Origin of the sequence: Nocardia sp. NPDC051321 (genome assembly GCF_044455225.1) — a bacterium.
Lineage (GTDB): Bacteria > Actinomycetota > Actinomycetes > Mycobacteriales > Mycobacteriaceae > Nocardia.
On sequence record NZ_JBITEM010000005.1, the window covers coordinates 161,626 to 184,141 of the forward strand.

23 protein-coding genes are annotated in these 22,516 nt (G+C 66.3%); 11 read left to right on the forward strand and 12 right to left on the reverse strand.

Annotation, left to right across the window (positions count from 1 at the left end):
* Positions 1-15: 15 nt before the first annotated feature.
* Positions 16-492, reverse strand: coding sequence for a YbaB/EbfC family nucleoid-associated protein (locus tag ACIA8C_RS12965; RefSeq protein WP_397134063.1), 477 nt, complete (start codon positions 490-492; stop codon positions 16-18).
* A 203-nt stretch (positions 493-695) separates the two neighbouring features.
* On the opposite strand from ACIA8C_RS12965, the gene ACIA8C_RS12970 reads away from it, so the two are divergent.
* The gene (locus tag ACIA8C_RS12970; protein WP_397134065.1) at positions 696-2,360 is read left to right on the forward strand and encodes a hypothetical protein; all 1,665 of its coding nucleotides are present in this window, start codon (positions 696-698) and stop codon (positions 2,358-2,360) included.
* Between the two features lie 11 nt (positions 2,361-2,371).
* Here ACIA8C_RS12970 and ACIA8C_RS12975 read toward each other — a convergent pair whose 3' ends face one another.
* Positions 2,372-3,085, reverse strand: coding sequence for an SDR family NAD(P)-dependent oxidoreductase (locus ACIA8C_RS12975; RefSeq protein WP_397134067.1), 714 nt, complete (start codon positions 3,083-3,085; stop codon positions 2,372-2,374).
* A 584-nt stretch (positions 3,086-3,669) separates the two neighbouring features.
* Positions 3,670-4,341: a GntR family transcriptional regulator gene (locus ACIA8C_RS12980; protein WP_397134069.1), complete on the reverse strand. Its 672-nt coding sequence runs from the start codon at positions 4,339-4,341 to the stop codon at positions 3,670-3,672.
* Between the two features lie 71 nt (positions 4,342-4,412).
* Between ACIA8C_RS12980 and ACIA8C_RS12985 the strand changes: the two genes are divergently transcribed.
* Positions 4,413-4,835, forward strand: coding sequence for a VOC family protein (locus ACIA8C_RS12985; RefSeq protein ID WP_397134071.1), 423 nt, complete (start codon positions 4,413-4,415; stop codon positions 4,833-4,835).
* On the opposite strand, the gene ACIA8C_RS12990 is transcribed toward ACIA8C_RS12985, so the two are convergent.
* The 4 genes from ACIA8C_RS12990 to ACIA8C_RS13005 all read right to left on the reverse strand — a co-directional run bounded on the left by ACIA8C_RS12990 (position 4,804) and on the right by ACIA8C_RS13005 (position 9,158).
* A complete protein-coding gene (locus tag ACIA8C_RS12990; protein WP_397134073.1) occupies positions 4,804-5,682 on the reverse strand; it encodes a hypothetical protein in 879 nt (292 codons plus the stop codon). The genes ACIA8C_RS12985 and ACIA8C_RS12990 overlap by 32 nt on opposite strands.
* On the reverse strand, positions 5,679-7,511 hold the full coding sequence (locus ACIA8C_RS12995; RefSeq protein ID WP_397134075.1) for a BTAD domain-containing putative transcriptional regulator: 1,833 nt from the start codon (positions 7,509-7,511) through the stop codon (positions 5,679-5,681). The genes ACIA8C_RS12990 and ACIA8C_RS12995 overlap by 4 nt, the downstream gene beginning before the upstream one ends.
* Positions 7,512-7,711: 200 nt before the next feature.
* The gene (locus tag ACIA8C_RS13000) at positions 7,712-8,491 is read right to left on the reverse strand and encodes an SDR family NAD(P)-dependent oxidoreductase (RefSeq protein WP_397134077.1); all 780 of its coding nucleotides are present in this window, start codon (positions 8,489-8,491) and stop codon (positions 7,712-7,714) included.
* Positions 8,492-8,615: 124 nt separating this feature from the next.
* On the reverse strand, positions 8,616-9,158 hold the full coding sequence (locus ACIA8C_RS13005) for a DUF6790 family protein (RefSeq protein WP_397134079.1): 543 nt from the start codon (positions 9,156-9,158) through the stop codon (positions 8,616-8,618).
* A gap of 192 nt (positions 9,159-9,350) precedes the next feature.
* On the opposite strand from ACIA8C_RS13005, the gene ACIA8C_RS13010 reads away from it, so the two are divergent.
* The 8 genes from ACIA8C_RS13010 (at position 9,351) to ACIA8C_RS13045 (ending at position 18,217) form a co-directional block, all read left to right on the forward strand.
* Positions 9,351-10,082: a GntR family transcriptional regulator gene (locus tag ACIA8C_RS13010; protein ID WP_397134081.1), complete on the forward strand. Its 732-nt coding sequence runs from the start codon at positions 9,351-9,353 to the stop codon at positions 10,080-10,082.
* 286 nt (positions 10,083-10,368) lie between these two features.
* On the forward strand, positions 10,369-10,938 hold the full coding sequence (locus tag ACIA8C_RS13015; RefSeq protein WP_397134083.1) for a DUF6790 family protein: 570 nt from the start codon (positions 10,369-10,371) through the stop codon (positions 10,936-10,938).
* The gene (locus tag ACIA8C_RS13020) at positions 10,935-12,143 is read left to right on the forward strand and encodes an FAD-dependent monooxygenase (RefSeq protein ID WP_397134085.1); all 1,209 of its coding nucleotides are present in this window, start codon (positions 10,935-10,937) and stop codon (positions 12,141-12,143) included. The genes ACIA8C_RS13015 and ACIA8C_RS13020 overlap by 4 nt, the downstream gene beginning before the upstream one ends.
* On the forward strand, positions 12,143-13,915 hold the full coding sequence (locus ACIA8C_RS13025; protein WP_397134087.1) for a sulfatase: 1,773 nt from the start codon (positions 12,143-12,145) through the stop codon (positions 13,913-13,915). Before ACIA8C_RS13020 ends, ACIA8C_RS13025 begins: the two co-directional genes overlap by 1 nt.
* 33 nt (positions 13,916-13,948) lie before the next feature.
* A complete protein-coding gene (locus ACIA8C_RS13030; protein WP_397134089.1) occupies positions 13,949-15,274 on the forward strand; it encodes an MFS transporter in 1,326 nt (441 codons plus the stop codon).
* Entirely contained in the window at positions 15,271-16,164 is an 894-nt protein-coding gene (locus ACIA8C_RS13035) for a formylglycine-generating enzyme family protein (RefSeq protein ID WP_397134091.1), read from the forward strand. Before ACIA8C_RS13030 ends, ACIA8C_RS13035 begins: the two co-directional genes overlap by 4 nt.
* Positions 16,165-16,607: 443 nt before the next feature.
* Positions 16,608-16,838 (forward strand): hypothetical protein, encoded by a 231-nt coding sequence (locus ACIA8C_RS13040; protein ID WP_397134093.1) that lies wholly within the window; start codon positions 16,608-16,610, stop codon positions 16,836-16,838.
* A 536-nt stretch (positions 16,839-17,374) separates the two neighbouring features.
* Positions 17,375-18,217 carry an SAM-dependent methyltransferase gene (locus tag ACIA8C_RS13045; RefSeq protein WP_397134095.1) on the forward strand — a complete coding sequence of 281 codons (843 nt, stop codon included), beginning with the start codon at positions 17,375-17,377 and terminating at the stop codon, positions 18,215-18,217.
* Positions 18,218-18,268: 51 nt separating this feature from the next.
* On the opposite strand, the gene ACIA8C_RS13050 is transcribed toward ACIA8C_RS13045, so the two are convergent.
* Positions 18,269-18,784, reverse strand: coding sequence for an NmrA family NAD(P)-binding protein (locus ACIA8C_RS13050; protein WP_397134097.1), 516 nt, complete (start codon positions 18,782-18,784; stop codon positions 18,269-18,271).
* Positions 18,785-18,821: 37 nt separating this feature from the next.
* On the opposite strand from ACIA8C_RS13050, the gene ACIA8C_RS13055 reads away from it, so the two are divergent.
* A complete protein-coding gene (locus ACIA8C_RS13055) occupies positions 18,822-19,340 on the forward strand; it encodes a TetR/AcrR family transcriptional regulator (protein WP_397134099.1) in 519 nt (172 codons plus the stop codon).
* Positions 19,341-19,407: 67 nt separating this feature from the next.
* On the opposite strand, the gene ACIA8C_RS13060 is transcribed toward ACIA8C_RS13055, so the two are convergent.
* From ACIA8C_RS13060 to ACIA8C_RS13075, 4 genes are read right to left on the reverse strand one after another with little or no spacing between them, the layout of a single operon-like run.
* Positions 19,408-20,568 (reverse strand): acyl-CoA dehydrogenase family protein, encoded by a 1,161-nt coding sequence (locus ACIA8C_RS13060; RefSeq protein ID WP_397134101.1) that lies wholly within the window; start codon positions 20,566-20,568, stop codon positions 19,408-19,410.
* Positions 20,553-21,593, reverse strand: a complete 1,041-nt coding sequence (locus ACIA8C_RS13065) for an acyl-CoA dehydrogenase family protein (RefSeq protein ID WP_397134103.1) — start codon at positions 21,591-21,593, stop codon at positions 20,553-20,555. Before ACIA8C_RS13065 ends, ACIA8C_RS13060 begins: the two co-directional genes overlap by 16 nt.
* A 33-nt stretch (positions 21,594-21,626) precedes the next feature.
* Positions 21,627-22,088 carry a 3-hydroxyacyl-ACP dehydratase FabZ family protein gene (locus ACIA8C_RS13070; protein ID WP_397134105.1) on the reverse strand — a complete coding sequence of 154 codons (462 nt, stop codon included), beginning with the start codon at positions 22,086-22,088 and terminating at the stop codon, positions 21,627-21,629.
* Positions 22,085-22,507: a 3-hydroxyacyl-ACP dehydratase FabZ family protein gene (locus tag ACIA8C_RS13075; protein ID WP_397134107.1), complete on the reverse strand. Its 423-nt coding sequence runs from the start codon at positions 22,505-22,507 to the stop codon at positions 22,085-22,087. The genes ACIA8C_RS13070 and ACIA8C_RS13075 overlap by 4 nt, the downstream gene beginning before the upstream one ends.
* Positions 22,508-22,516 lie beyond the last annotated feature (9 nt).

Genomic DNA, 22,516 nt, shown 5'->3' on the forward strand with positions numbered 1-22,516 from the left:
ACCACAGGCGGCGAATCACTCGCTGTCGATAACCGACCGCCGCCGGGGCCGGGAGTCGTCATCGGCCGGGAAACGATTCGGCTCGAACGACGCCCGCTGCAGCTCAGGCACATTCGTGCGCAGATCGGGCATCCCCTCGACCATCGCCGACAAACTGGGCAGCCGGGATCGCGCCGTGCGCACCGGAGCCAGCAAATCCTCGGCCATGGTGGCGACCTCGGTGGCCGCCGCTTGCGCGGCTTCGAGCACCCCCGTCGCGATGTCGTCGTAATCGAGGTCGTCGATGTCGTCGGCGAAGTCGATGTCGATCGGTACGCCATCCGCATTGCAGGTGACCGTGATCCGCCTGTCCTGAGTACTGGCCGTTGCGACGAGCTCGCTCCGTTTGCGCTGCATTTCCGCGATCGACCGGATGTGCGTGCCCACCGTTTCCATCAGGTCATCGATCTCGGCCCCGGACCGGCGACTTTCAGTCCTCCGGCTGTCGACCATGACGAAACCTCCTGACGGTCAACGATTTTCGCAAGGCGCACCGCACCGCGCCGGTAGCGCAGTGTTTGACGTCAACCGTAGCATTCTGCTTGACTTGCAGGCAAATGATTTGCCTATTCGTCTATGGTTCTAATCCAGGGCCGCCTGTCGCGACCGCGTCTGGAGCCCGATCCTGACAGCTGGACCCCGGAGGGCTTGTTCCGATGACTGATCCGCAGCCGAACGATCTGCGACCCGAAGACTCCGCCGCCGACAGCGCGATCGATATCGGCTTCACCCTGGGCAAATCGGCTGCACCGAGCACCGCGCCGCCCGCGGACACCGGGGAGACCGCTCCGGCGGCGGCCGATGCGAATCCGGGGAACATCGACGCGGACGCCGACGCACAGCCGAGCGAGCCGCAAGCAGACGACGCGCACCTTGCCGACCCCGCCGACGAGCAGGCAACCGAGAACCCGGCACCCGAGCTGCTGACGATCGAACAGCAGGCGACCGAGCTCGCCCACCGCATCGCCCGCGAACTCGGCGCCAGCGGCCCCGAGGGCTGGCAACACCTGCAGGCGTTCTTCTCCCTGACCATCGCGGGCGGCGTGGCCTACATCCTGTACTACGACGACGACGATCAGGTCTCGCAGACCGAACCACCTGCCCAGGTCAGCGAACTCGTCCGGCTGCACCGCGACATCTCCGCGGGCCTCGGCGACGGCCCATGGTGGCGGATGCTCATCGACCTCGACCAGACCGGCGAGGTCGAAGTCGACTACGACTACGCCGACGAACCGTTCCCCGACGATCAACTACTGCCCGCCGACGCCTATCGCGCTGACCTGGAAGCCTTTCCCCGCGAACGGGTTCCGGTGTGGCTGGCCGCATACATATTCCACGACGAGCGGCAGTGGCGTTCGCCGACGGACGCCGCCGCACAGGCCCGCGCCGACCGCGACGCGGGCATCACCTCGACGCTCTCCCGCGACGACTTCCCCCCGCTGCCCGTGCTGTGGGCCCGTTGGGCCACGATCGCGGCCGCTTTCGTCGCCGTCGGCTCCGAACTGGGACCGCGAATCCGGCCCGCGCTCGGCATCTTCGAGGGTGCCACGCGCAGCGGCGCCACCCTGTTCATCCTGCCCGGCGGCCGCGCCGTCCTCTCCGGCGGACTGTGGAACGCCCCCGACCTCGACGCCGCCTACAACGCCGACGAGCCGCTACCCGACCTGTATGCCGGCGCCCCGGACTGGGTAGCCAACCAGGTACTCAATCCCCGTGCCGCCCAAGGCCAACTGTCGTTCTGCTACTGGTGGGAGCGCGGCAGCTGGCACCGCGGCGAATCACCGGACGCCGCCGAGTTCAGCGCGGCCGTCCCCGGCGTGTGGTCGGCCCAGACGGTCGCCGACATCCTCTGCGCTGTGCTCGGCGACGAGCCGACCGAGCACCAGCGCGACGCCGCGGCCACACTCGTCGCCGCCGCCGAAACCGGAGTGGTCACCCGGGACACGGTGACCGCCTTCTTCGACAATGCCGCCGACAACGTCGACGCCGCCTTCTATCAGCTGAACCTGGCCGGCCTCACCGTCACCGATCTAGAGCCACTCCCCCAGAACCAGGCCATCACCCTGGTCCGCGACTACATCCTGGAGCTCGGCGTGGACACCACCGGTTACCCGCTCGACGAACTCGTCGCCGAACGCCTCGACGTCGGCTGGATGGTCTTCGTGCCCACCGAACCCGGCGAAATCGCCATCGGCCGCGCCATCTTCTACATTGCCGACGACGGAGTCATCGAACAATCCTCCTCGTCCACCGCACCGTCGCTGTACGCCGAAGGATTCGAACAACGTTTCCGGGAGCGCGGTTCGGCGTCGATTTCGTAGCAGGCTCGGTTTCACACGGGTGCCGACAGACAATCACCACTGTCGAAGGCACCCGCCTCCGCGCTAATGGTCACTACGGCGCCCTGGATGGCGGTGGCTCGCGGTGAGACGAGGAACCGTATGGCCTCGGCGACCTCGGCGCGCCGACCGCCGTGGCGAGTAGGCGCGTAGCGCGGGTCGACGGAATTGACCCGCACCCCCTTCGGCCCGTACTCCTCCGCCCACAGCCTGGTCAACATCATCAATGCCGCCTTCGCCGCCTGCAGTTGCCCCGCATCCCCCGCCGAGGCTCCGGGGCCACCCACGTTGACGATCGCGCCCCGGCCACGCTCGGCCATCAGCGGCGCGAACGCCGCTGTCAACACCAACGGCGCCTTCACATTCCGGTTGAATACCGTATCGAACATATCCTCGGTCGATCCATAATCCGCCTCCCCGGCATTGTTGACCAACACCTCCACCGGAGCATCCGCCACCACACCGGCAATCTCGGCAATGAACCGTCGCAGCGCCGCGGATTCACCGAGATCGACGGCCAGGTCCACCGCCCGTCCCCCGGCCCACTCGATCAGCTGACGAGTCTCCTTCGCACCGTCGCTGCCACAGACCACGATCGAATACCCATCCTCCGCCAACCGCAACGCAACCTCCCGACCGACACCACCCGTCGACCCGGTGACCACCGCCCACGAACCGCACCCGTTCCGCACAATGCCCTCACTCATCTGATGTCCTCTCCCTCTTGCCGCACTCGCACGGCCAGGTGAGCTTCGCGAAATATTCCGCATGATCGCCGAACTCGAATCGGCACGACGGCGACAGCTCATGCGAGAGGTTGACGACGGTTTCCAGCAACCGCGAATCATCGCGGCCGGGCCCGCTCGTCCCGCCGGGACGGCGCTCGAACCGGATAGTGGCGCCGGATTCGGTTGTGGTGTGCACAGCGAGTAGGCCCGCCACCAGCGCGGCGGGCGGTCGATGGCCGGCGAGTGCGGCAAGCAATTGCCACCTCCGTTCTCGGTAGGGGGCAGCCGCCACGGCCTGGGTGACTCTGGTGCGCAACCGATTCACCATGGCGCGCGATGCCGGACAGGATCGGCGCTTCCGAGGCGACCAACTAATCGATCCCGATCCGATAAACGCTGTGATTGCAACACTTTTGACACCAAGTCCCATATTAGGGTTACTAAGAATCATCTGATTTGACCAGGAGTCAATCAGACTATCCGACGGCCGTCAAACAAGCGGACTGGCGTCCGACTCGCCGAGCCGGGCCGCGCACTGCGGCGGGCCCCATCGATCCGAACACTCAGGTACGCAGACTGGCGAGCAGGTTCTGGCGGGCGGTGTCCACATGGTGCTCCGCACATCGGGCCAGCGACTCCCGGTCCTCGGAGCGCAACAGCGTGACCAACTCGCGATGCTCCTCCACCACCCGCTCCCGATAGTGCTCGTATCCGCTAGCGACACGGCGCGTTTGGAACAGATAGACCTGCGATCGCACCGCGTGCCATGCCTGACAGAGCCGATTGTTTCCGGTCGACTCGTAAATGTAGTCGTGGAAGTCGATGTCGAGGGCGAGCAGCCTCGGCCCTGATGCCTGGCCGGCGAGTTCGGCCGCCATCGCAGCGACGAGCTCGTCCAGCCGCGCCAATTGAGCGGCACTCAGCACCGACTGGGCGGTCACCGCCGCCAGCCGGTCCAACGCGCCGCGGACCGCGTAGACCTCCTCGACATCATGCTCGGTGATCTCGATAACGCTGGTGCCGCGGTGCCAGCCGCCCCGAACGAGCCCCTCGCGTCCCAGCAGCGCAAGACCCTCGCGCACCGATCCTCGGCTGATGCCGAGCGCGGCGGCGAGTTCGACCTCGCGCAGCGGCGCACCCGGCGCGAAGTCACCGGCGAAGATCGCCTGGCGGATGACGTCGGCGGCCTCGTCGGCCAATCCGCGGCGGGCCGCCTTGGGGAGTGATGTGGTCATGTACGAATGTTGACATACGGACATGGCCTCGGGCAAGGTGAGAATCCGCTCGAATCGAAGGAGTCTCGCCGATGCCAACCCGTCCCGCCGTACACCTCGCCATTCCGGTCGACGACCTCGACGCGGCCCGCCAGTTCTACGGCGGTATCCTCGGACTCGACGAAGGACGCCGCACCGATCACTGGATCGACTGGAATCTGCACGGCCACCAACTCGTCACCCATCTCGTTCCCAGGCGATCCGTCGCGCCGGGGACCAGCGAGGTCGACGGACACAACGTGCCGATACCACACTTCGGTCTACTGTTGCCGCACAAGGACTTTCACGTGCTGGCGGAGCGATTGCGCACGGCAGGAACGGAATTCCTGATCGAGCCCTACCAGCGGTTCCCCGGCCAGCCCGCCGAGCAGTGGACGATGTTCTTCCGCGATCCGGCCGGTAATTCCCTGGAGTTCAAGGCATTCACCGATGAAGCACAGGTGTTCGCGCGCTGAGGCTCAGTCCCTGGCGGTGGCTCAGTCCCAGGCGATCGGAAGCCGGCGCACGCCATACACCAGCGTGTTGTCCTTGTACTCCAGCGCTTCGCGCGGCACCGCGAGTCGCAGGCTCGGTACTCGCCGGAACAGCCGGGTGAGCGCCTCCTGCTGGTCGCGGCACTGAACTCGGCCAACCGTGATGATCGGCCTCGCCGCGCACGATCATCCGGCTGAATAGGTCCTCGCGTGGGTTCTTCTGCTTGTCGGCGAACAGCTCGGCCAGATAATCGCGCAGCCCGGCGGTGGCCTGCTGCGTTTGTTCGGGCGTGGCATCGCTGCTGAGCAGCGTCGTGCTCATGCTCTGGAACTGCCGACGGTAGGCCGGTGGCACGCCGAGGAGCTCGGAAATCATCAGCAGCGTGATCGGAGAGGCGAAGTCTCGCACCAGATCCGCGCGACCGGGTTGCGCGAGCATCGTGTCGAGGTGACCGTCCACCACCGTTCGCACGTAGTCGCGCATCGCCTCGACGCGGCGAACGGTGAACTCCGCGATCACCATCTTGCGCAGCCGCGCATGGTCTTTGCCGTCGAGCTGGATGACCGAACCGGGCAGCACCTCGTCGAGACCGGCGTTCGGGAGGATGTGCACCGAGGCCGCGCCACGAGAGCTCATCGTCCGGTCGGCCAGCACGGCACGAACGTCGTCGTAGCGGGTCACCAGCCAGGCGTCGATGCCCGTCGGGCAGCGCACCGCGCGCACCGGCTCGGTATCGCGCAAGGCGGCGTACTCGGCGGGCGGGTCGAAGGGGCAGCCGGTCGGCCGGGTGACCGGAAGTGCTGGGGTTCGGGATGTTTCGGTCCTCACAGGGCACGCATTTCCGTCATGAGTAGAGCGGCGCCCAGCGCCGCGGTGCCATCGCGTTCGCCGGTGAAGCGCGGTGCGGCCGAGGTGCAGAAATCGCGCAGTCGGCACAGTGCCTGCGGCGATTCGCGACGCTGGTCGGGATCGGCCACCGTGCGAGCGAACAGCCGCATCAGGTTGTGCTGCCGGTAGTTACCGTGCGTCGGTGTCTGCAACATGCCGCGATCGACGAGGGCCTCGCAGAGCTGCTCGGCTTCGGCCCGATCCCGGTCCAGCAGCGCGGCGACGGCCGCGACCGACAGCTCGGGCGCTTCGGCGAACGCGAGCAGGACGAAGGCGCGCGCGAGCTCGGGCACCAGGAGGCGATAGCTCCCCCAGAACACCGATTCCACGCTGGTGTTGCCGAGGGTGAGTTCAGTCAGCCGCCGCTGCTCATCGGCCAGTCGCTCGGCGACCGTGGTGAGTCGCCAGCCGGGCCGGGTCGCGAGTCGGGCACCGACGATGCGCAATGCGACGGGCAGGTTGCCGCACGCGCGCAGGATCTCGCGGGCCGCGCCGGGCTCGTCCGTCAACCGTCGCGTGGTCACCAGCCGCTGCAGCAGCGTCCGTGCTTCGTCGGTGGTGAGGACGCCGAGCGGGACCAGTCGCGCACCGAACAGTTCCGCCAAGCTCGACCGGCTGGTGACCAGCACTGCCGCCGCGCCGGTGCCTGGTAGCAGCGGGGTGAGCTGGTCGACGTCGCGCGCGTTGTCCAGGATCAGCAGTATGCGCTTGTCCGTTACGGTGTTGCGCCACAAGGCTGTTCGCCCAGCCACGTCCGGCGGCAGCTCGTCGGGCCGGACACCGATCTTTCGCAATGCGACCGTCAGCAACATCTCGGCCGAGGGAGGGTGCTCGTCCAGACCGCCGAGATCGAGATACAACGACCCGTCCGGATAGTGGGTGCGCACGTGATGAGCGAGATGCATGGCGAGTGCGGTCTTTCCGATGCCGCCCATGCCGGTGATCGCGATCACCGGCCGATGTTCGGCGCCGAGCACCTCGGCGAGCTCGTGCACCAGATTCGCGCGTCCAACGAAATCGGCGAGATCGGGAGGCAGTTTCGTGGCGGCCAATCGCGGCCGCTCGGCCGAAAGCAGCTGCTGATGCAGCTTGACTATCTCCGGGCCGGGACTGAGGCCGAATTCGTCGGCGAGCACGCGGTGTGCGTTGCGATACGCGTCGAGCGCTTCGACCCGCCGCCCGCCGCGGGAGAGCGCGACCATGAGCAGTTCGTGCCAGCGCTCAGTGTGTGGTTCGGCCGCGACGAGCGTCTGCGCTTCCATGACCGCCGCCGAATACCGGCCGAGATCCAGCGCGACCAAGATCGTCGCCTCACCTAACTCCGAACGCAGCCTGGCCAAGCGGTTGCGCTCCTGGCCTGCCCACGGTCCGGGTAGACCGACCAAGGGGTCGCCCCGCCAAAGACTCCGCGCTGTACCCAATTTGGTTTCCGCCCGATCCACCACTCCCGATCGGCGGTCGGCGTCGGCGGCGGCAAGAAGTGCCTCGACCTCCGCGACATCGAACCGCACCGGCAGGCACAGTCGATACCCGCCCTGAGTCGAATCGAGCCACTCGAACCCGGCACCCGCACCGCCGTGCGCATCGAACTCTCTGCGCAGGGCGGATATATGATTGCGCAGCACACTGATTGCCGAGGTCGGCGGGTCGTCGGACCATACTCGCTCGATCAGCTGCGCCGCTGTCAGTGTGCACCCGTGTTCGGTCGCGAGTATCGCAAGCACGGCCAGCATCTGCGGGGCGCCGATATCCAGGCGATGGTTGTCCAACCACGCCGCTACCGGTCCCAGTACCGATAACCGAAGTTCCGGATGCCTCGTCCAGCGAGTACCCGGGTTCCGCTGTGCTGACAACTGGTCCCTCACATTCGAACATCGAGGCTGTCCGGTGGACAATTGAGTTGACTGTAAGTCAATCAGAATATCGCCGACGACGTCAATCGCCGCGAAACGTGCCGCAGTGCCAGGCCTTACGCCGGCGCGGACGGGCAGCCATAACTTTCCGCCGCGTCTACCGCTCCGGCCATGGTCAATAGGGCGCCTTGTATAGCGGCAGCCCGAGGTGAGACGAGGAACCGGATGGTCTCCGCGACCTCGACCGGCCCACCAGCGCCGGCCGACACACCGTGCGGGTATCCCGGATCCAGTTCCGTTCGGCGCTCCTGAGCTGAAGGGAACAGATGGCCGGGATCCACGAAATTGACCCGCACCCCCTTCGGCCCGTACTCCGCCGACCACAACCTGGTCAACATGATCAACGCCGCCTTCGCGGCCTGCGCCTGGCCCCCATCCCCCACCGAGGCGCCGAACCCACCCACATTGACGATCGCTCCCCGGCCACGCTTAGCCATGAGCGGCGCGAGCGCGCCGGTCAAAACCAAGGGCGCCTTCACATTTCGGTTGAACACCGTGTCGAAGATGTCCTCGGCCGACCCGTAATCCGCCGCACCGGCATTGTTGACCAACACCTCCACCGGCGCACCGCCGACCAACCCGATCATTTCGGCGATCAACCGACGCACCGCCGCGGCATCACCCAGATCGACTACCAGATCCACCGCCCGCCCCCCGGCCCACTCGATCAATTTGCGGGTCTCCTCCGCACCAGCACCGTCGCAGCCACAGACCACGATCGAATACCCGTCTTCAGCCAGCCGCAACGCCGTCTCCCGCCCGACACCCCCCGTCGAACCAGCGACCACTGCCCACGAACCCCGCCACCGAACGTCCTCCACGATGTCTTCACTCATCTGATGTCATCTCTCTCTTGCTGCAACTCCATGGTGGTTCTGATCGCCGGCTCCGGCGGCACGAGCGCCGATGGCCACGACGACCGACCGATCCGACTTGCGGTGCGGCGTCGATTGATTGGGCCTACAAAGCCGGCAGCGTCTGCGGCGAGGCAGCGTGGGCGGGGCGTTCGGTAGTGGACAGTCGTTGCGCGCGGTAGGCCAGGACGATCATGACCGCGGGGAACAGCAGGTCACACACCAGAACTCCACCGGTGTTGCCAGGAGCGTGATCCCCATGGGCGAACCACTGGTAGACGTGGCCGATCAACGCGCCCCACAAGAACATTCCCGCACCCAGACCGATGGTGATCCGCTCACGGGCCGAGGCCGACACGGCACGGAAACCCATGACCGCGAGCCCGAGGTTGGCGAACGCGATCTCGAACTGGAACGGAGTCGAATTGAACCCGATCGCGGTCGCCATCACCTCCGGCACCGTGAGGAAGGTGAACGTCATCCACAGACTGCCGAACCCGAGCGCGACGACGGCCCACCACCGTTGCCAGGTCTCCAATGTGGCTGCGCGAGAAGGACTGTGCCGGGTGGCGACGAGTGCACCGATGACCGCGACCAGCGGCCAGAACAGGGGGACTGAGGTCCGGGCGAGGTAAGCCATATCGTTCATTCCTTGAGTCTTGCATAGTTAATATTAACCACGCAAGACTTCCAGTCCTTCGATGTGCGCCTTCGGCAGTTCTGCCCAGGAGCGACGCACCGAGCCGCATCGGCATGATCTCTCCGTTTCGGTCCGGCACGGGACCGCCAGGTTCCGCCCTCAAACTTGTCTTCAAAAATGTATTCAATTATGTTTTCAATCATGAAGGTGAGCAATGACGCTGTCAACAGCGGTGCCGAGCAGGCCGGCACCGACCGCCGGGCGGCCGCATCTACCCGCCCCGCGAGCAGCACCACGGCGAAGGTCCTCGATGCCATTCGTGGCGCCATCGTCAACGGCGAGCTCTCCCCGGGAGAGCAGCTCCGTCAGCAGGCCTGGGCAGAGCGGTGCGGCGTCAGCCGCCCGCCGGTCCGGGAAGCCCTGGAGATACTGAGCAACGAGGGCCTGCTCACGCATGGGCTGAACCAGGGCTACTTCGTCGCGAAGTTCAGCAACGATGAGGTGGAGCAGCTCTACACCATGCGCGACCTACTGGAGGCCGAGGCGCTCCGCACGCTCGAGTGGCCGAGCCCCGAGGTGCTGGCCGAGCTGTCCGCGCACGTCGACCGGATCGAAGCCGAGGCGATGGCAGGCCGACCCGACCTCGCGAGGGGTGCGATGGCGGACCTCTACCTGTCCATCTACCGCCTGTGCCACCGCACGCTCATCATTGCTGAAATCGAACGGCTCTGGGCGCGCACGGCGTCCTATCGTGCGCACAACTACGACATCCTGGCCGCGCCGCAAGAGTCGACAGTGCAGTTCCGCCTGATACTCGACGCCCTGGCCGCACAGGATCGCGAGCGACTCACCGAACGGCTCCAACGTCCGGTCGTGACCATCTTGTCGCGCGCGCGGTCGGCGATCTCGCGCGCTGCGACCTCCGACAGCTAGACCATTGTGCGAGAGCTGATTTCGCGGATGGCTCCGTCCCGACATGAGCGCTTCTCCCCAGCCGACGGGCTCGGCGATCCCGCACCGGACCGTCGATAACCATATTGGCCTTACTAGTAGTAAGGTTATTTCGTCAGTGCACAAGCGCCGTACGACAGCCGCCACCGAGCGACGGTGCGGACCAGATGCCGCTGGTGGAGAACACCTTTCAGACGGGACCGCCATCCAAGATTCGGGCCACACCAGAATCTTGCGTGGTTAATATTAACTATGCAAGACTCAAGGAATGAACGATATGGCTTACCTCGCCCGGACCTCAGTCCCCCTGTTCTGGCCGCTGGTCGCGGTCATCGGTGCACTCGTCGCCACCCGGCACAGTCCTTCTCGCGCAGCCACATTGGAGACCTGGCAACGGTGGTGGGCCGTCGTCGCGCTCGGGTTCGGCAGTCTGTGGATGACGTTCACCTTCCTCGCGGTGCCGGAGGTGATGGCGACCGCGATCGGGTTCGACTCGACTCCGTTCCAGTTCGAGATCGCATTCGCCAACCTCGGGCTCGCGGTCATGGGCTTCCGTGCCGTCTCCGCCACTGCCCGTGAACGCATCACCATCGGTCTGGGCGCGGGAATGTTCTTGTGGGGCGCGCTGATCGGCCACATCTATCAATGGTTCGCGCACGGCGATCACGCGCCCGGCAACACCGGTGGCGTCCTGGTCTGCGACCTACTCTTCCCCGCCGTGATGATTGTTCTCGCCTACCGCGCCCAACGACTGTCCACACAGCAGCCTGGGACTTCAACACTGTTGTCCAGCAACATGAGTGACTCGTCGCACGCAGCCGGGAGCAGGCAGGCATGAACACGGCAATCGTGGTCGGCGGCGGAATCGGCGGGTTGAGTGCGGCACTCGGCCTCGAGCGCGCCGGCTGGCGGGTGACGGTGCTGGAACGGGCGGAGCAGTTCCGCCCAGTCGGCGCCGGGTTGATGCTGGCACCCAACGCGGTGCGGGCGCTGAACTGGCTCGGACTGGCCGAGGAGCTCCGGTCGCTCGATGCCGCGCAGGGCGCCACGGGGATTCGGACCGCATCGGGAAAGTGGCTGTTGCGCGGCGAGGTCCCCGAGGTCGTCCGCCGGTTCGGTGTCCCCGGGTACATGCTGCACCGGGCCGACGCACACGCCATGCTCATCGGAGCACTGCGGCACACCAACCTGTGCACCGGCCACCAGGTCACCGAGGTGGAGCCCGAGACGGGCACCGTGACGTTCCAGCGTCCCACCGGCGAAACCGCAACGCTCAGCGCGGAACTCATCGTCGCCGCGGACGGCATCTCCAGTCCCACACGGGCACAACTGTTTCCAGACCATCCGGGACCGGTCTACGCCGGGTACCTCACCTGGCGCGGCGTGGTACCAGCCGAGGCCGCCGCCGACATCGAAGTGGGCCGCTCGTTGGTCGAGAGTTGGGGGCGGAGTCAGCGATTCGGCATCATGCCGCTCACCGGTGGCCGGGTCTACTGGTACGCCACGCTGTCTGCCCCGCCGAACTCCCACGCCCACGCGGACATCGAGACGGTCGCGCGACTCTTCCGCGACTGGCACGAACCGATCCCCCGCCTGATCGCCGCCACTCCCCTGAAATCGCTACTGCGACACGACATTTACTCCCTGGAGACACCGCTGCCCAGGTATGCCTCCGACCGGGTGATCCTGCTCGGTGACGCCGCGCACGCGATGACCCCCGACCTCGGGCAGGGCGCGGCACAGGCGCTGGAGGACGCCGCGACGTTGAACGCGCTCGCCACCACCGAGTCCACCGTGGAATCCGTGATAGCCGACTACGACCTGGCACGTCGTGGCCGCACCCAGCAGCTCGCGCAGGCCTCGGCCGCGGCCGGGCGGGTCGCGCAATGGCGCAATCCGCTGACGGTTGCGTTCCGGAACAGCCTCGTGTGGCTGACACCGCGCTCGGCGTATCTGAATTCGTTGCGCGACACCTTCTCCTGGACACCTGAATCCACGGCGCGGGACACAGCGGCGCCCGACCGGTCGGAGGTGGGCATCTGATGCGCGCGGTCCTGATGCTGTTCGACAGTCTCAACCGCCGGTTCCTGCCGCCCTACGGCGCCGATTGGGTACACGCCCCGAACTTCACCCGCCTCGCCGCGCACACCGCGCGGTTCGACAACTGCTACGGCGGCTCGATGCCTTGCATGCCCGCCCGCCGCGAGATGCACACCGGCCGCCACAACTTCCTGCACCGTTCTTGGGGCCCCTTGGAACCCTTCGACGACTCCGTGCCGGAGCTGCTGTCCGCGGCAGGGGTCTACTCGCACCTGGTCACCGACCATCCGCACTACTGGGAGGACGGCGGAGCGACATACCACAGCCGATTCCGCACCTTCGAGTTCTTCCGCGGGCAGGAGGGCGACGCGTGGAAGGGACAGGTCGCCGATCCGCCGCAACCGCAGAGCCCGCGTCGGGTCCGAAATCAGCTGTGGCGCCAGGATCTCGTGAACCGGCAGTACCTGACCGAACCGGCCGATCACCCACAGATCCGGACGGTGCACGCCGGCCTCGAGTTCATCCGCACCAATCACGCCGAGGACGCGTGGTTCCTGCAGATCGAGTGCTTCGACCCACACGAACCGTACTTCTCGCACCGCGAATTCCAGCGCCACTATCCCGCGCTGGACGCGCCGGGCGCGTCTCCGGCGTGGCCCGACTACAAGCGAGTGGCCGAAGATCCGGAAACCGTGGACCGCGCGCGGGCCGAGTACGCCGCGCTGCTGACGATGTGCGACGCGTCGCTGGGTCGCGTCCTCGACGTCTTCGACGAGCTGGGCCTGTGGGACGACACGCTGCTGATCGTGTGCACCGACCACGGATTCCTGCTCGGCGAGCACGGCTGGTGGGGCAAGAACGTACAGCCCTGGTACGACGAGAACATCCACACGCCGCTTTTCGTCTGGGATCCGGTTGCCCGGACGAAAGCAGGCACCTGCCAGGAACTGGTGCAGACCATCGACTTCGGCCCCACACTCCTGGATTTCTTCGGTCTCCAGCCGACCACCAATATGCAAGGCCGGTCCCTACTTTCGCTGCTGCGCGACCCCGCGCCGGACAGGCACCGAGCGGGGGCGTTGTTCGGGATCTTCGGCGGGCACGTCAACGTCACCGACGGGCGGTACGTGTACCTGCGGGCACCGGCCGCGCCGGGCAACGCCCCACTTTTCGAGCACACGCTGATGCCAACGCACATGGCCTCCCGTTTCACCCCGGCCGAACTGGAAAACGCGCAACTGGTCGGCCCACTCTCGTTCACCAAGAATGTCCCGGTGTTGCGCGTACCCGGGTTCGCAGTCGGCGACCCGTTCGACTTCGGCACGGCCCTGTTCGATCTGGAAAGCGATCCCCGCCAAGAGAATCCGATGATCGACGACGACCTCGAACTGCGGATGATCAACCTCCTGCTGGAACTCATGCACGCGAACGACGCGCCGGATTCCCAGTTCACCCGCCTCGGACTTCCGCTCGACGGGCCCGCCGATTCCCGGCACCTACTGGCCCGCACCCAACTGCGTGCTTACCAGGAAGCCGTTGCCCCGCTACCGATTCCGGCGGACTTCCGCCCCAGCGGGCCGGGGGTGAACACCCCGATCACCGAACTCCTCGCCACCGCGGGCACCCGCGCGATCGTCGAGGCCGCGCTCGGGCCCGCGATCGCCCGCATCGCCGCGCAGACCGGTTCGGTCACCCTTCTCGACCTGGCCGACTTCACCCCGGCGCTAACCAGGCGAACCCTGCACCAGCTCGATCGGGCACTGGCCGAAAGCTGACCGGTCCCCCACCACTCTCAATGAGGTATTCCGTTGACAGACACCGTCATACCGGCATCCCCGACCACCACCGGCACCCCGGTGGTCGTCCCCGGCCGCTGGCGCAAACTCGCCCTCGTCGCGGCTCCACTCTGGGCCGACAACAACGAATCAAGTGTGCTCAGCACCCTCGCCCCGGTCATCGTCGCGGCGGTCGCCGCCCCTGCGGCCGCGGTCGGCTACCTGACCTCCATCGGGAAGTTCATCAGCATCGTCTGCGGGCCGCTGTGGGCGTGGGTGGCGCGCAGGACCAACCGCAAGGTCGCCTTCGCCGTGGCCTCCGGTCTCGCCGGAATTGCCACCGCCGCAACCGGTCTCGCGCAGAGCTACGCCCAGCTCATCGTCCTGTACGGAGTGTCGGCCGTGTTCATCGCCGCGGCACTGCCGATCGCCAGCGAAATCACCGCCGACCTGTTCGACGATGCCGCGCGCGGTCGCGCCAACGGTTACACCTGGGGCGCGATCTCACTCCTCGGCTCGGTGCTCGGACCACTCATCGGTCAGCTGTCCCGCGTCCCCGACGGCTGGCGCTACGGATTCTTCGCGTGGGGTGCCATAACCGTGCTCACCGCAGTGCTGCTGGCCGTGTTCTTCACCGACCCCGCCGTCGGCGCCAGCGACATCGCCCCGCAGCAGGCCGAGGACAGCCGGATCACCTGGACCAAGGTGCGGCAGATGCTGCGGATCCCCACCTTCGTGCTGATGCTGATCCAGCGGCTCATCTCCGGTCACCTGCTGATCATGAGCTTCGGCATCGTCTTCCTCGTACACACCTACGGCTTCTCCACCGCGGTCGCTTCGATCGTCACCCTGCCCTTCGGAATCGGTTATCTCCTCGGCACTTTCGGCGGCAGTCTGGCCACCGACTTCCTGCAGAGCAGGCTGCCAAGGATCGGCCGCGTCATCGTCCTGCAGTTCGCCCAGCTCGGCTTCGGTGTCGTCGCCGTGGTTGGTACTCAGCACAATTGGGGCGGCATCGAGGTCTTCGCCGGATTCTGGGCGGTGCTCGGCTTCATGCAGGGCCTCAACCCCGGGGTGAACCGGCCCATCGTGGCCGCCGTCGTACCGCCCGAAATGCGCGGCGCCGCCTTCGCACTGCTGCTGTCGGTGTTCGAAGCCCTCGCCTACGCGCTGTTCAACCTCGTCGCCGGACTGCTCACCGATGTGATCGGCCTCCGTGGCGTAATGCTTTGGATCCCAGGCATTCTCATGCTCGTCAACGCCGCCTTCTGCACCATTCTCTATCGCACCTATCCCCGCGACGTCGAACGGCAACGCGCCCTCCTGGTCGAGCGAGCCCGACCCGAGGTGACCGGATGAACCCCGCCCGGCACCCGATCGAACAGGCACACCTGCCCGGCGGGACCTTCGCGATGGGCGATCCGCACCGCGACGGATTCCACGCCGACGGAGAAACACCGGTGCACACCGTGGAACTCTCGCCGTTCACGATCGACACCACCACGGTCACCAATGCCGCCTTCGCGACATTCGTCGAACAGACCGGGTACGAAACCGACGCCGAAAAGTTCGGGTACTCCGCCGTGTTCCACCTCGTGCTGGCAGCCGACGACGCAGACCTTCTCGGCCCCACCACCCGTACACCGTGGTGGATAGGGGTGCGGGAAGCGGACTGGCGGCACCCGCAAGGACGGCATTCCAGCATCGATGACCGCGGCGATCATCCGGTCGTGCAAGTCTCCTGGCACGACGCCATCGCCTACTGCGACTGGGCCGGCCGTCGCCTCCCGACCGAAGCGGAGTGGGAATTCGCCGCGCGCGGTGGCCTTTACGGCGCCCGCTACCCGTGGGGTGACGAACCGCCGGATTCCGGCGGCCAGTGGCGGGCGAACATCTGGCAGGGCACCTTCTCAACCACCATCCAGGACAACGAATTCCGCACCACCGCACCGGTACGCACCTACCGCCCCAACGGATACGGACTCTGGCAAACAGCCGGAAACGTCTGGGAGTGGTGCGCCGACCACTTCTCCCCCAACACCTACACCCACAACGCCCGAGCAGGCCACGTACGCGATCCACAAGGCCCAGCAACCGGGCATTCGCGAGTCCTGCGCGGCGGCTCATACCTCTGCCACGACAGCTACTGCACCCGATACCGCACCGCCGCCCGGTCCTCGAACACCCCCACGTCCACCATGGGCAACGCCGGCTTCCGCACGGCAGGGAGTTTCGGCGAACCGCGGTGACCTCAGCGTCCAGGCGTGGTCGACGGCGACACGGAAGGAGTCGGTGACATCGTGCCGGGTGGTGCCAGCGTGGACGCAGGTGCCTCAGGTGTGTTGGGTGGCGTCGACCGAGTCGCACCCGCAGCACGCCAGGCTCATCATGGGCCCGAGCCTGGCGGCCGGACGGTGCACGACCAACTTTGCGGGAGCCAGCACGACTTCGTCTACACCCGCAGCAACGTCCTCGCTGGTGCCGGTGACCGCCGCTACGTGGGCACAGGCGCGCCCCGACGACTGCGATCTATGTACATCAACGGCATCGTCCAAATGCCCATCACAGCCGAAACCGGCACGGACGCCCCGCGCGGCCCGAACGCGCGGATGGTTACTTCTGTGCAATCGGGATATCCCGTGTCCGTAGATCGAGCAAACTCACACGAATGCGATTCGAAGGAGGAGATCTCATGAGGTTCGCTAAAGCGGGTTCCTCGGTTGTGCTACTGGCAGGTTTGCTAGCGGCTGGGGCAGGTGTGGCCCACGCCGACCAGACCGTCACCGTCACCGCCGATCTGCTCGGCTGCGCAGCTCGCGCCGACATCGACGTTTCCGTACTAAACGGCATCACCGTCGGATCACAGGCGACGCTATCGGACTCGTTGGCAGCGCAGCTGCAACAGAACGGCTGCTTGCCCTAGACGTTCGCGAGTTCCGGGCGCTCGCAGTCAGGAATGACTGCGAGCGCCCGCACCACTCCGTCCTGCTTGCTCGAGCCGCAACGAGATTCGCCAACTCGTCGAATCCTTGGGCGGCCTTGTGAAGATTTTTGCAGCCCGCCGCCGGAACCGACAAACTCGAGGTCTACCGCCAACTCTCAGTGGCGGGTCACTCATGGCCTGGTTGTCGTTTCACCCGATGAGCACGGCCTGCAATGTTGCGGCGATATAGGACGGGCGAGGCGAACTCATCGGGCCGGCCTCGCAGCCTGCGAGCGTAGGTCAGCGGCATATACAAATCCCACGCCACCTGCTCCCAATCCGGGAACTCCCCGCCACCCACGGCCCGGACGGGTGGGCGAAGATCGCCGACCAGTGGCTACAACCGGGCAGAATGGTTAAGGAAAGCGTCTGCTGGTGCTACAAGCTGCTGTACTCGATGACGACGTATCACGACATCGACAAAGTGGGCCTGTTTTTGATCGGAAGTCGTGCGTCACAACCCATCTCGGACAAAGATGAAGAGCGTGGACAACTTCGATCAGAGCAGCCCGCACCCCGCGCGCATGTACGACTGGTATTTGGGCGGCAAAGACTATTACCCGGTCGACCAGGAGGCCGCAACCAAAGTCCTCGAAGTCTTTCCGTCCGTACGCCGGGCAGCCTGGGTCAACCGCGAATTCATGCACCGCGCCACGACCTACCTCGCGACCATCGGCATCCGCCAATTCCTCGACATCGGCACCGGAATCCCCACCGAATGGAACCTCCACCAGATCGCCCAGAAGGTCGCCCCCGAATCCCGAATCGTCTACGTCGATAACGATCCACTTGTCCTGACCCACGCGCGGGCACTGCTGGGCTCCACAACCACTGCGGGGCGCACCGCCTACGCCGAAGCCGACGTACGACACACCCACGACATCCTCAACGCACCCGAACTCATCGACACCCTCGATCTGACTCGCCCGGTCGCGATCAGCCTGGTCGCGCTCCTGCATTTCGTCCCGGCCGCCGACCACCCCTACGACATCGTGTCCACACTGATGGACGCCGTCCCGTCGGGCAGCTACCTCGTAATCAGCCACGCCACAGCCGATTTCGACCCCGAAGCGTTCGAGCACATCACTCGCATCTACCAGGAAGGCGGCATAGACGCCGAATTCCGATGCCGAGCAGACGTGGAGCGATTTTTCGCCGGTCTGGATCTGGTCGAACCCGGCGTCACCCCGCCACACCGCTGGCGCCAGGACGTGGAGGTGCCGCTGCCACGCAAACACTCTGATTACACCTCGGCGGTGTCGGCCGACGCGTTGGATGCACTGGTGTCGTTCTACGCCGGAGTCGCCGTGAAACCGTGAGCGTTGAAGGTAAACGCGGAAACTCTGCACGGGTCGGACACCCCGATACGATCAGGCATCGGGCCGCATGTTCTGCTGTGCCCATTCTTCGAAGCTGGTGAGTGGGATGTCGAGGTCCCTGGCGTATTGCGGGCGGCCCGGCTGGCCGGCCACGTTGAGCCACTCGTGTGAGGCGCCCATCGCCGGCATTCCGGCGGCGATGGCCTGTTCCTCGGTCATGTCCGGGGCGGACAGCTGCGTGTCCAGAGCGTGCGAGAGGACCTCGGCGATCTCTGTCATCGACAGATAGTCGCTCGCCAGTTCCAGCTCGACCCCGGCGAAGCGCTGCGGCTCGGCGATGGCCGCGGCGGCCGCGCGGCCGATGTCTTCCACCGCGACCAGGGCCAGCTGGGTATCGGGGCGCAGCAGAGTGACCAGGCCGCCCTCGACGCCGCGTGGGAACAGGTAGGCCATGGACGGGAGGAAGTTCTCCATGAAAAAGGCCGGCTTGAGCAGCGTCCAGTGCGGGAAGCCTGCCGTGCGGAGCCGGTCCTGGATCGTGCTTTTCGCGCCGAGGACGGGTTCCATTCCAGCCCAGCGGCCTTCGGTCCAGCCGGGTGTTTCGGTGTGCTGGCCCGAGGAGCAGGTCGCCGCCCACGGTGCCAGTGCCTCCTTGGAACAGATCGCCCGTATCGCGGGGGTCGGCTCGGCGACCGTGCGCCGACACTTCCCCACCCGCCAGGCATTGCTGGAAGCGGTCTCCCGCAAACAGATCGAGGCCCTGTGCGCCCGCGCCCACGACCTGACCGGCGCAGGCGAGGCCCGCAGCGCACTGCTGGAATGGCTGACCGACGTGGTGAACTACTGTGTCCGCGCCCGGGGCCTGGCAGTCGCGCTGGCCCACGACGCTGCCGGATCCGACCCGGTGCACGACAACGCCTGCTCCGCGCCGCTGGAAGAGGCAGGAAAACCTTTGCTACGCCGCGCAATTCAGGACGGCGCGGTGACGAAGGGTGTCACCGTCGCCGACCTGATCGCGCTGATCGTCGGCATCGCCCTGGCCACCGAACACCACCCTGACCCCGCCGCCCAGGCGGAGCGGCTGTTCGGACTGACCGTGGCCGGACTGAACCCGCAGAGCTGAACCAGGCGCACGACCGGGACAGCCCGGTCCGAACCAGCCGTGCACCGGCTGATTGGTTGCGGGGGGCTTATCGACGGGTGACTTTCGGCAGGCCCAAGCCGACTTCGGCGACCATGTCGCGCATCACCTCGTTGACGCCGCCGCCGAAGGTGATCACGACGTTCCGCTTGGCGTGCACATCCAGGAATTTCAGGGTTCGGGCTGTGTAGGGATCGCTGAGGTCGCCCCACGCGTAGATGATGTCTTCGGCGATGCGGACCACGCGTTGCACTCGGGTGGTGTGGAAGACCTTGGACGCGGAGGCGTCGGCCTGGCTTGGCCCGTCGGGGCCCGCGGACGCCACCACCCGCCAGTTCAGCACGTCGTTGACCTTCAGCACCGCGAGGATTTCGCCGAGGCCTTCCCGCACGTCGTCGCGGTCGAGCAGGCTCTCCGAGACGGCCCACGCGCGCACGAGGTCGTAGACGGCGGCGATGCGACCGGACGGGCTGAGCATCACGCGTTCGTGGTTGAGCTGGGAGATCAGGTAGCGGACACCGTTGTTCTCGGTGCCGACCAGCATCGACGCCGGGACGCGCACATCCTGGTAGTACGTGGCATTCGTGTGATGCGCGCCGTCGAGCGAAATGATCGGGGTGTAGCTGAACCCCGGATCTTTGGTGTCGACGATCAGGATGGACAGGCCGTGGTGCCGCGAGTCCACGGTGCCGGTTCGCGCCGCAAGCCAGATGTAGTCGGCGGTGTGCCCACCGGTGGTGTAGGTCTTCTGCCCGTTGACGAGGTAGGAGCCGTCTTCCTGCTTTTTCGCCGTCGTGGACAGCGAGAACAGGTCGGTTCCGGCGTCGGGTTCGGTGTATCCGATGGCGAACTCGATTTCGCCGCGCAGGATGCCTGGCAGGAAACGGCGCTTCTGTTCCTCCGTGCCGTAGCGCAGCAGAGTAGGCCCGACCGTCTGCAGGGTGACCGACGACAGCGGGATACTCGACCGCACCGCCTCGGATTCGAATATCTGCTGCTCCAGCGGGCCGAATCCCTTGCCGCCGAACTCTTCCGGCCAGCCGACGCCGAGCCAGCCGTCCGCGCCGAGCTGCCGGACGATACGGTGCGCCACCGGGCCGTGCCGGTCGTTCAGCAGCGTGATCGCGTCCTCGTCACTGACGAGCGTGCTGAAATACGAACGGATTTCGCGCTGCAGCGACTGTTGCTCTGGTGTCAGTCCGATGAACATCGCGTACCCAACCTCCGGAGATTATGCCGCTCACCACCGCAGTGGCGGACGACGTCCTTGGCCGACGAGAAATACCGGTGCATCGGGTAGGTGATGTCGACGCCGAGCCCCCCGTGCAGGTGGTGACACATCTGCATCGCCGCGCGGCCCTCTCCGGCGAACATGAACAGCGCGGCAGCCAGTTCCGTGGTCGGCCTGCCGCCGTTGTCGATGGTCCAATTACAGTACAGCGCAACAGATTCCAGCGCGGTAGCCAGGACGTAGATGTCCGCGATCTCCTGTGCGGCAGCCTGGAATGTCGCCAGCGGGCGACCGAACTGTTTTCTGGCCCCGAGATGATCCGCGGTCAGCCGCAACGCGCCTTTGAGCAGCCCGCTCGCATACGACAGGAAGACCGCTCCATGCAGTTCCTCGAACAGGTCCAAGGCATCCGGCTGCCCGGTGAACAGCGGCGTGCACCGCGCCTCGGTGAGCTCGAACTGGCCGTCCACCGGCGTATCCGGTGTTTCGGTCCCCAGGGAGCAATGGACCGGCGTCATCGACACGCCATCCTGCGCGAGATCGACAAGCGCCGGTCCGGCGGTGGTCGGCACAACCAACCACCTGGCGTCCCGCGCGTGCTGCGCGGCACCGAATCGGCCAGTGACCCTGCGAGATTCGGGTGCGAGCTCGGGCACACCGCGCTGCCCCGCGGCCCGCACGCTCACCGCGGTCAGCTCCCCGTCGGCCATGCCCTTGCACCAGTCACCGATGTCGACACCGGTCGCGGTCCGCGACGCCACCATGGCCGCGATGCCCGCACTGACGTACGGACTGTTCAGCGCGGCTTCTCCCAACGCCTGAGCCACGATGCCCACTTCTACCGCGCCCAGTCCAGCACCGCCGTAGCGCTCCGGGATGGCGAGCGCGTGAACGCCGCTGTCCTGCAACATCCGCCAAGCGGTCGCGGGGACCGGTCCGCGCGAAAGCACGCCGTGGACAGCCTCGTGCACGGCGCGCTGTGTCTCATCGAGCTCGAAATCCATCTGCCAGCCTTCTCAAAAGGTTCGCCGATCCGGTTATGTGACTTGGTGTCTGGGGCGCAGTGCCAGGATCACTTGATCGACTCGCATGACGACGTGATCGCCGACGGTGCTGTGGCCGCTGAGGATCGCGTTGTCGTCGATGACGCGGTCGATCCGCACGTGGTGCCGCACGATGTCGCCGGGTTCCACCGACGCGTCGAAGTGCACGCCGGACGCGCTGCAGAAGATGGGGACGTCCTGCGCCATCCCCTGTTCCGGTCGCCATTGCTCGGCGAGCAGCACGGCGGCGGCCTGGCCGAATGATTCCACGAGCAGGGAACTCGGATAGGAGTGGTCGGGTCCGACCACGCCCTCGTACCAGATCGCCTCCACGGTGATCGCCTTGATCGCGGTGATCCGCTCGCCCGGTACCAGTTCGACTACCTGATCGAGCAGCAGCGCGGGTGGGCGGTGCGGCAGGATTTCCTTGATTCGCTCGGGTCCGAGTCGGGTCATCGGATCCGCCTCGTGTACCGCAGCCGGATGCGAGCCGCCTCGCCCGGTATCCCGTCTTCGCGTATCGAGCGCACCGTAGCGGTGCACCGCAGATCTCCGTCTTCGGCGTCGGTTGTCTTGCCCGTCACGGTAATTCGATGACCGGGAAACACGGGACGCCGGAATCGGGCGCTCTCTATCTGCACCAGAGCCATGGACCGGCCGACGGCCGACGCGTGCGCCATGGCCACCTGATGAGCCGACTCGATGAGACAGACGCCCGGATAGATCAGGAAACCCGGGTAGTGCCCGCGAAAGATCGGGTCGTCCGGATCGATCATCCAGGACGCCGAGAACTCCTGGGGGTCCGCGTATTCCAGTTCGATCGATGCACGGACGGGACTGGCGGTGATCAGCTCCGCGCCGTCGAGAACCCGCATACCATCTGC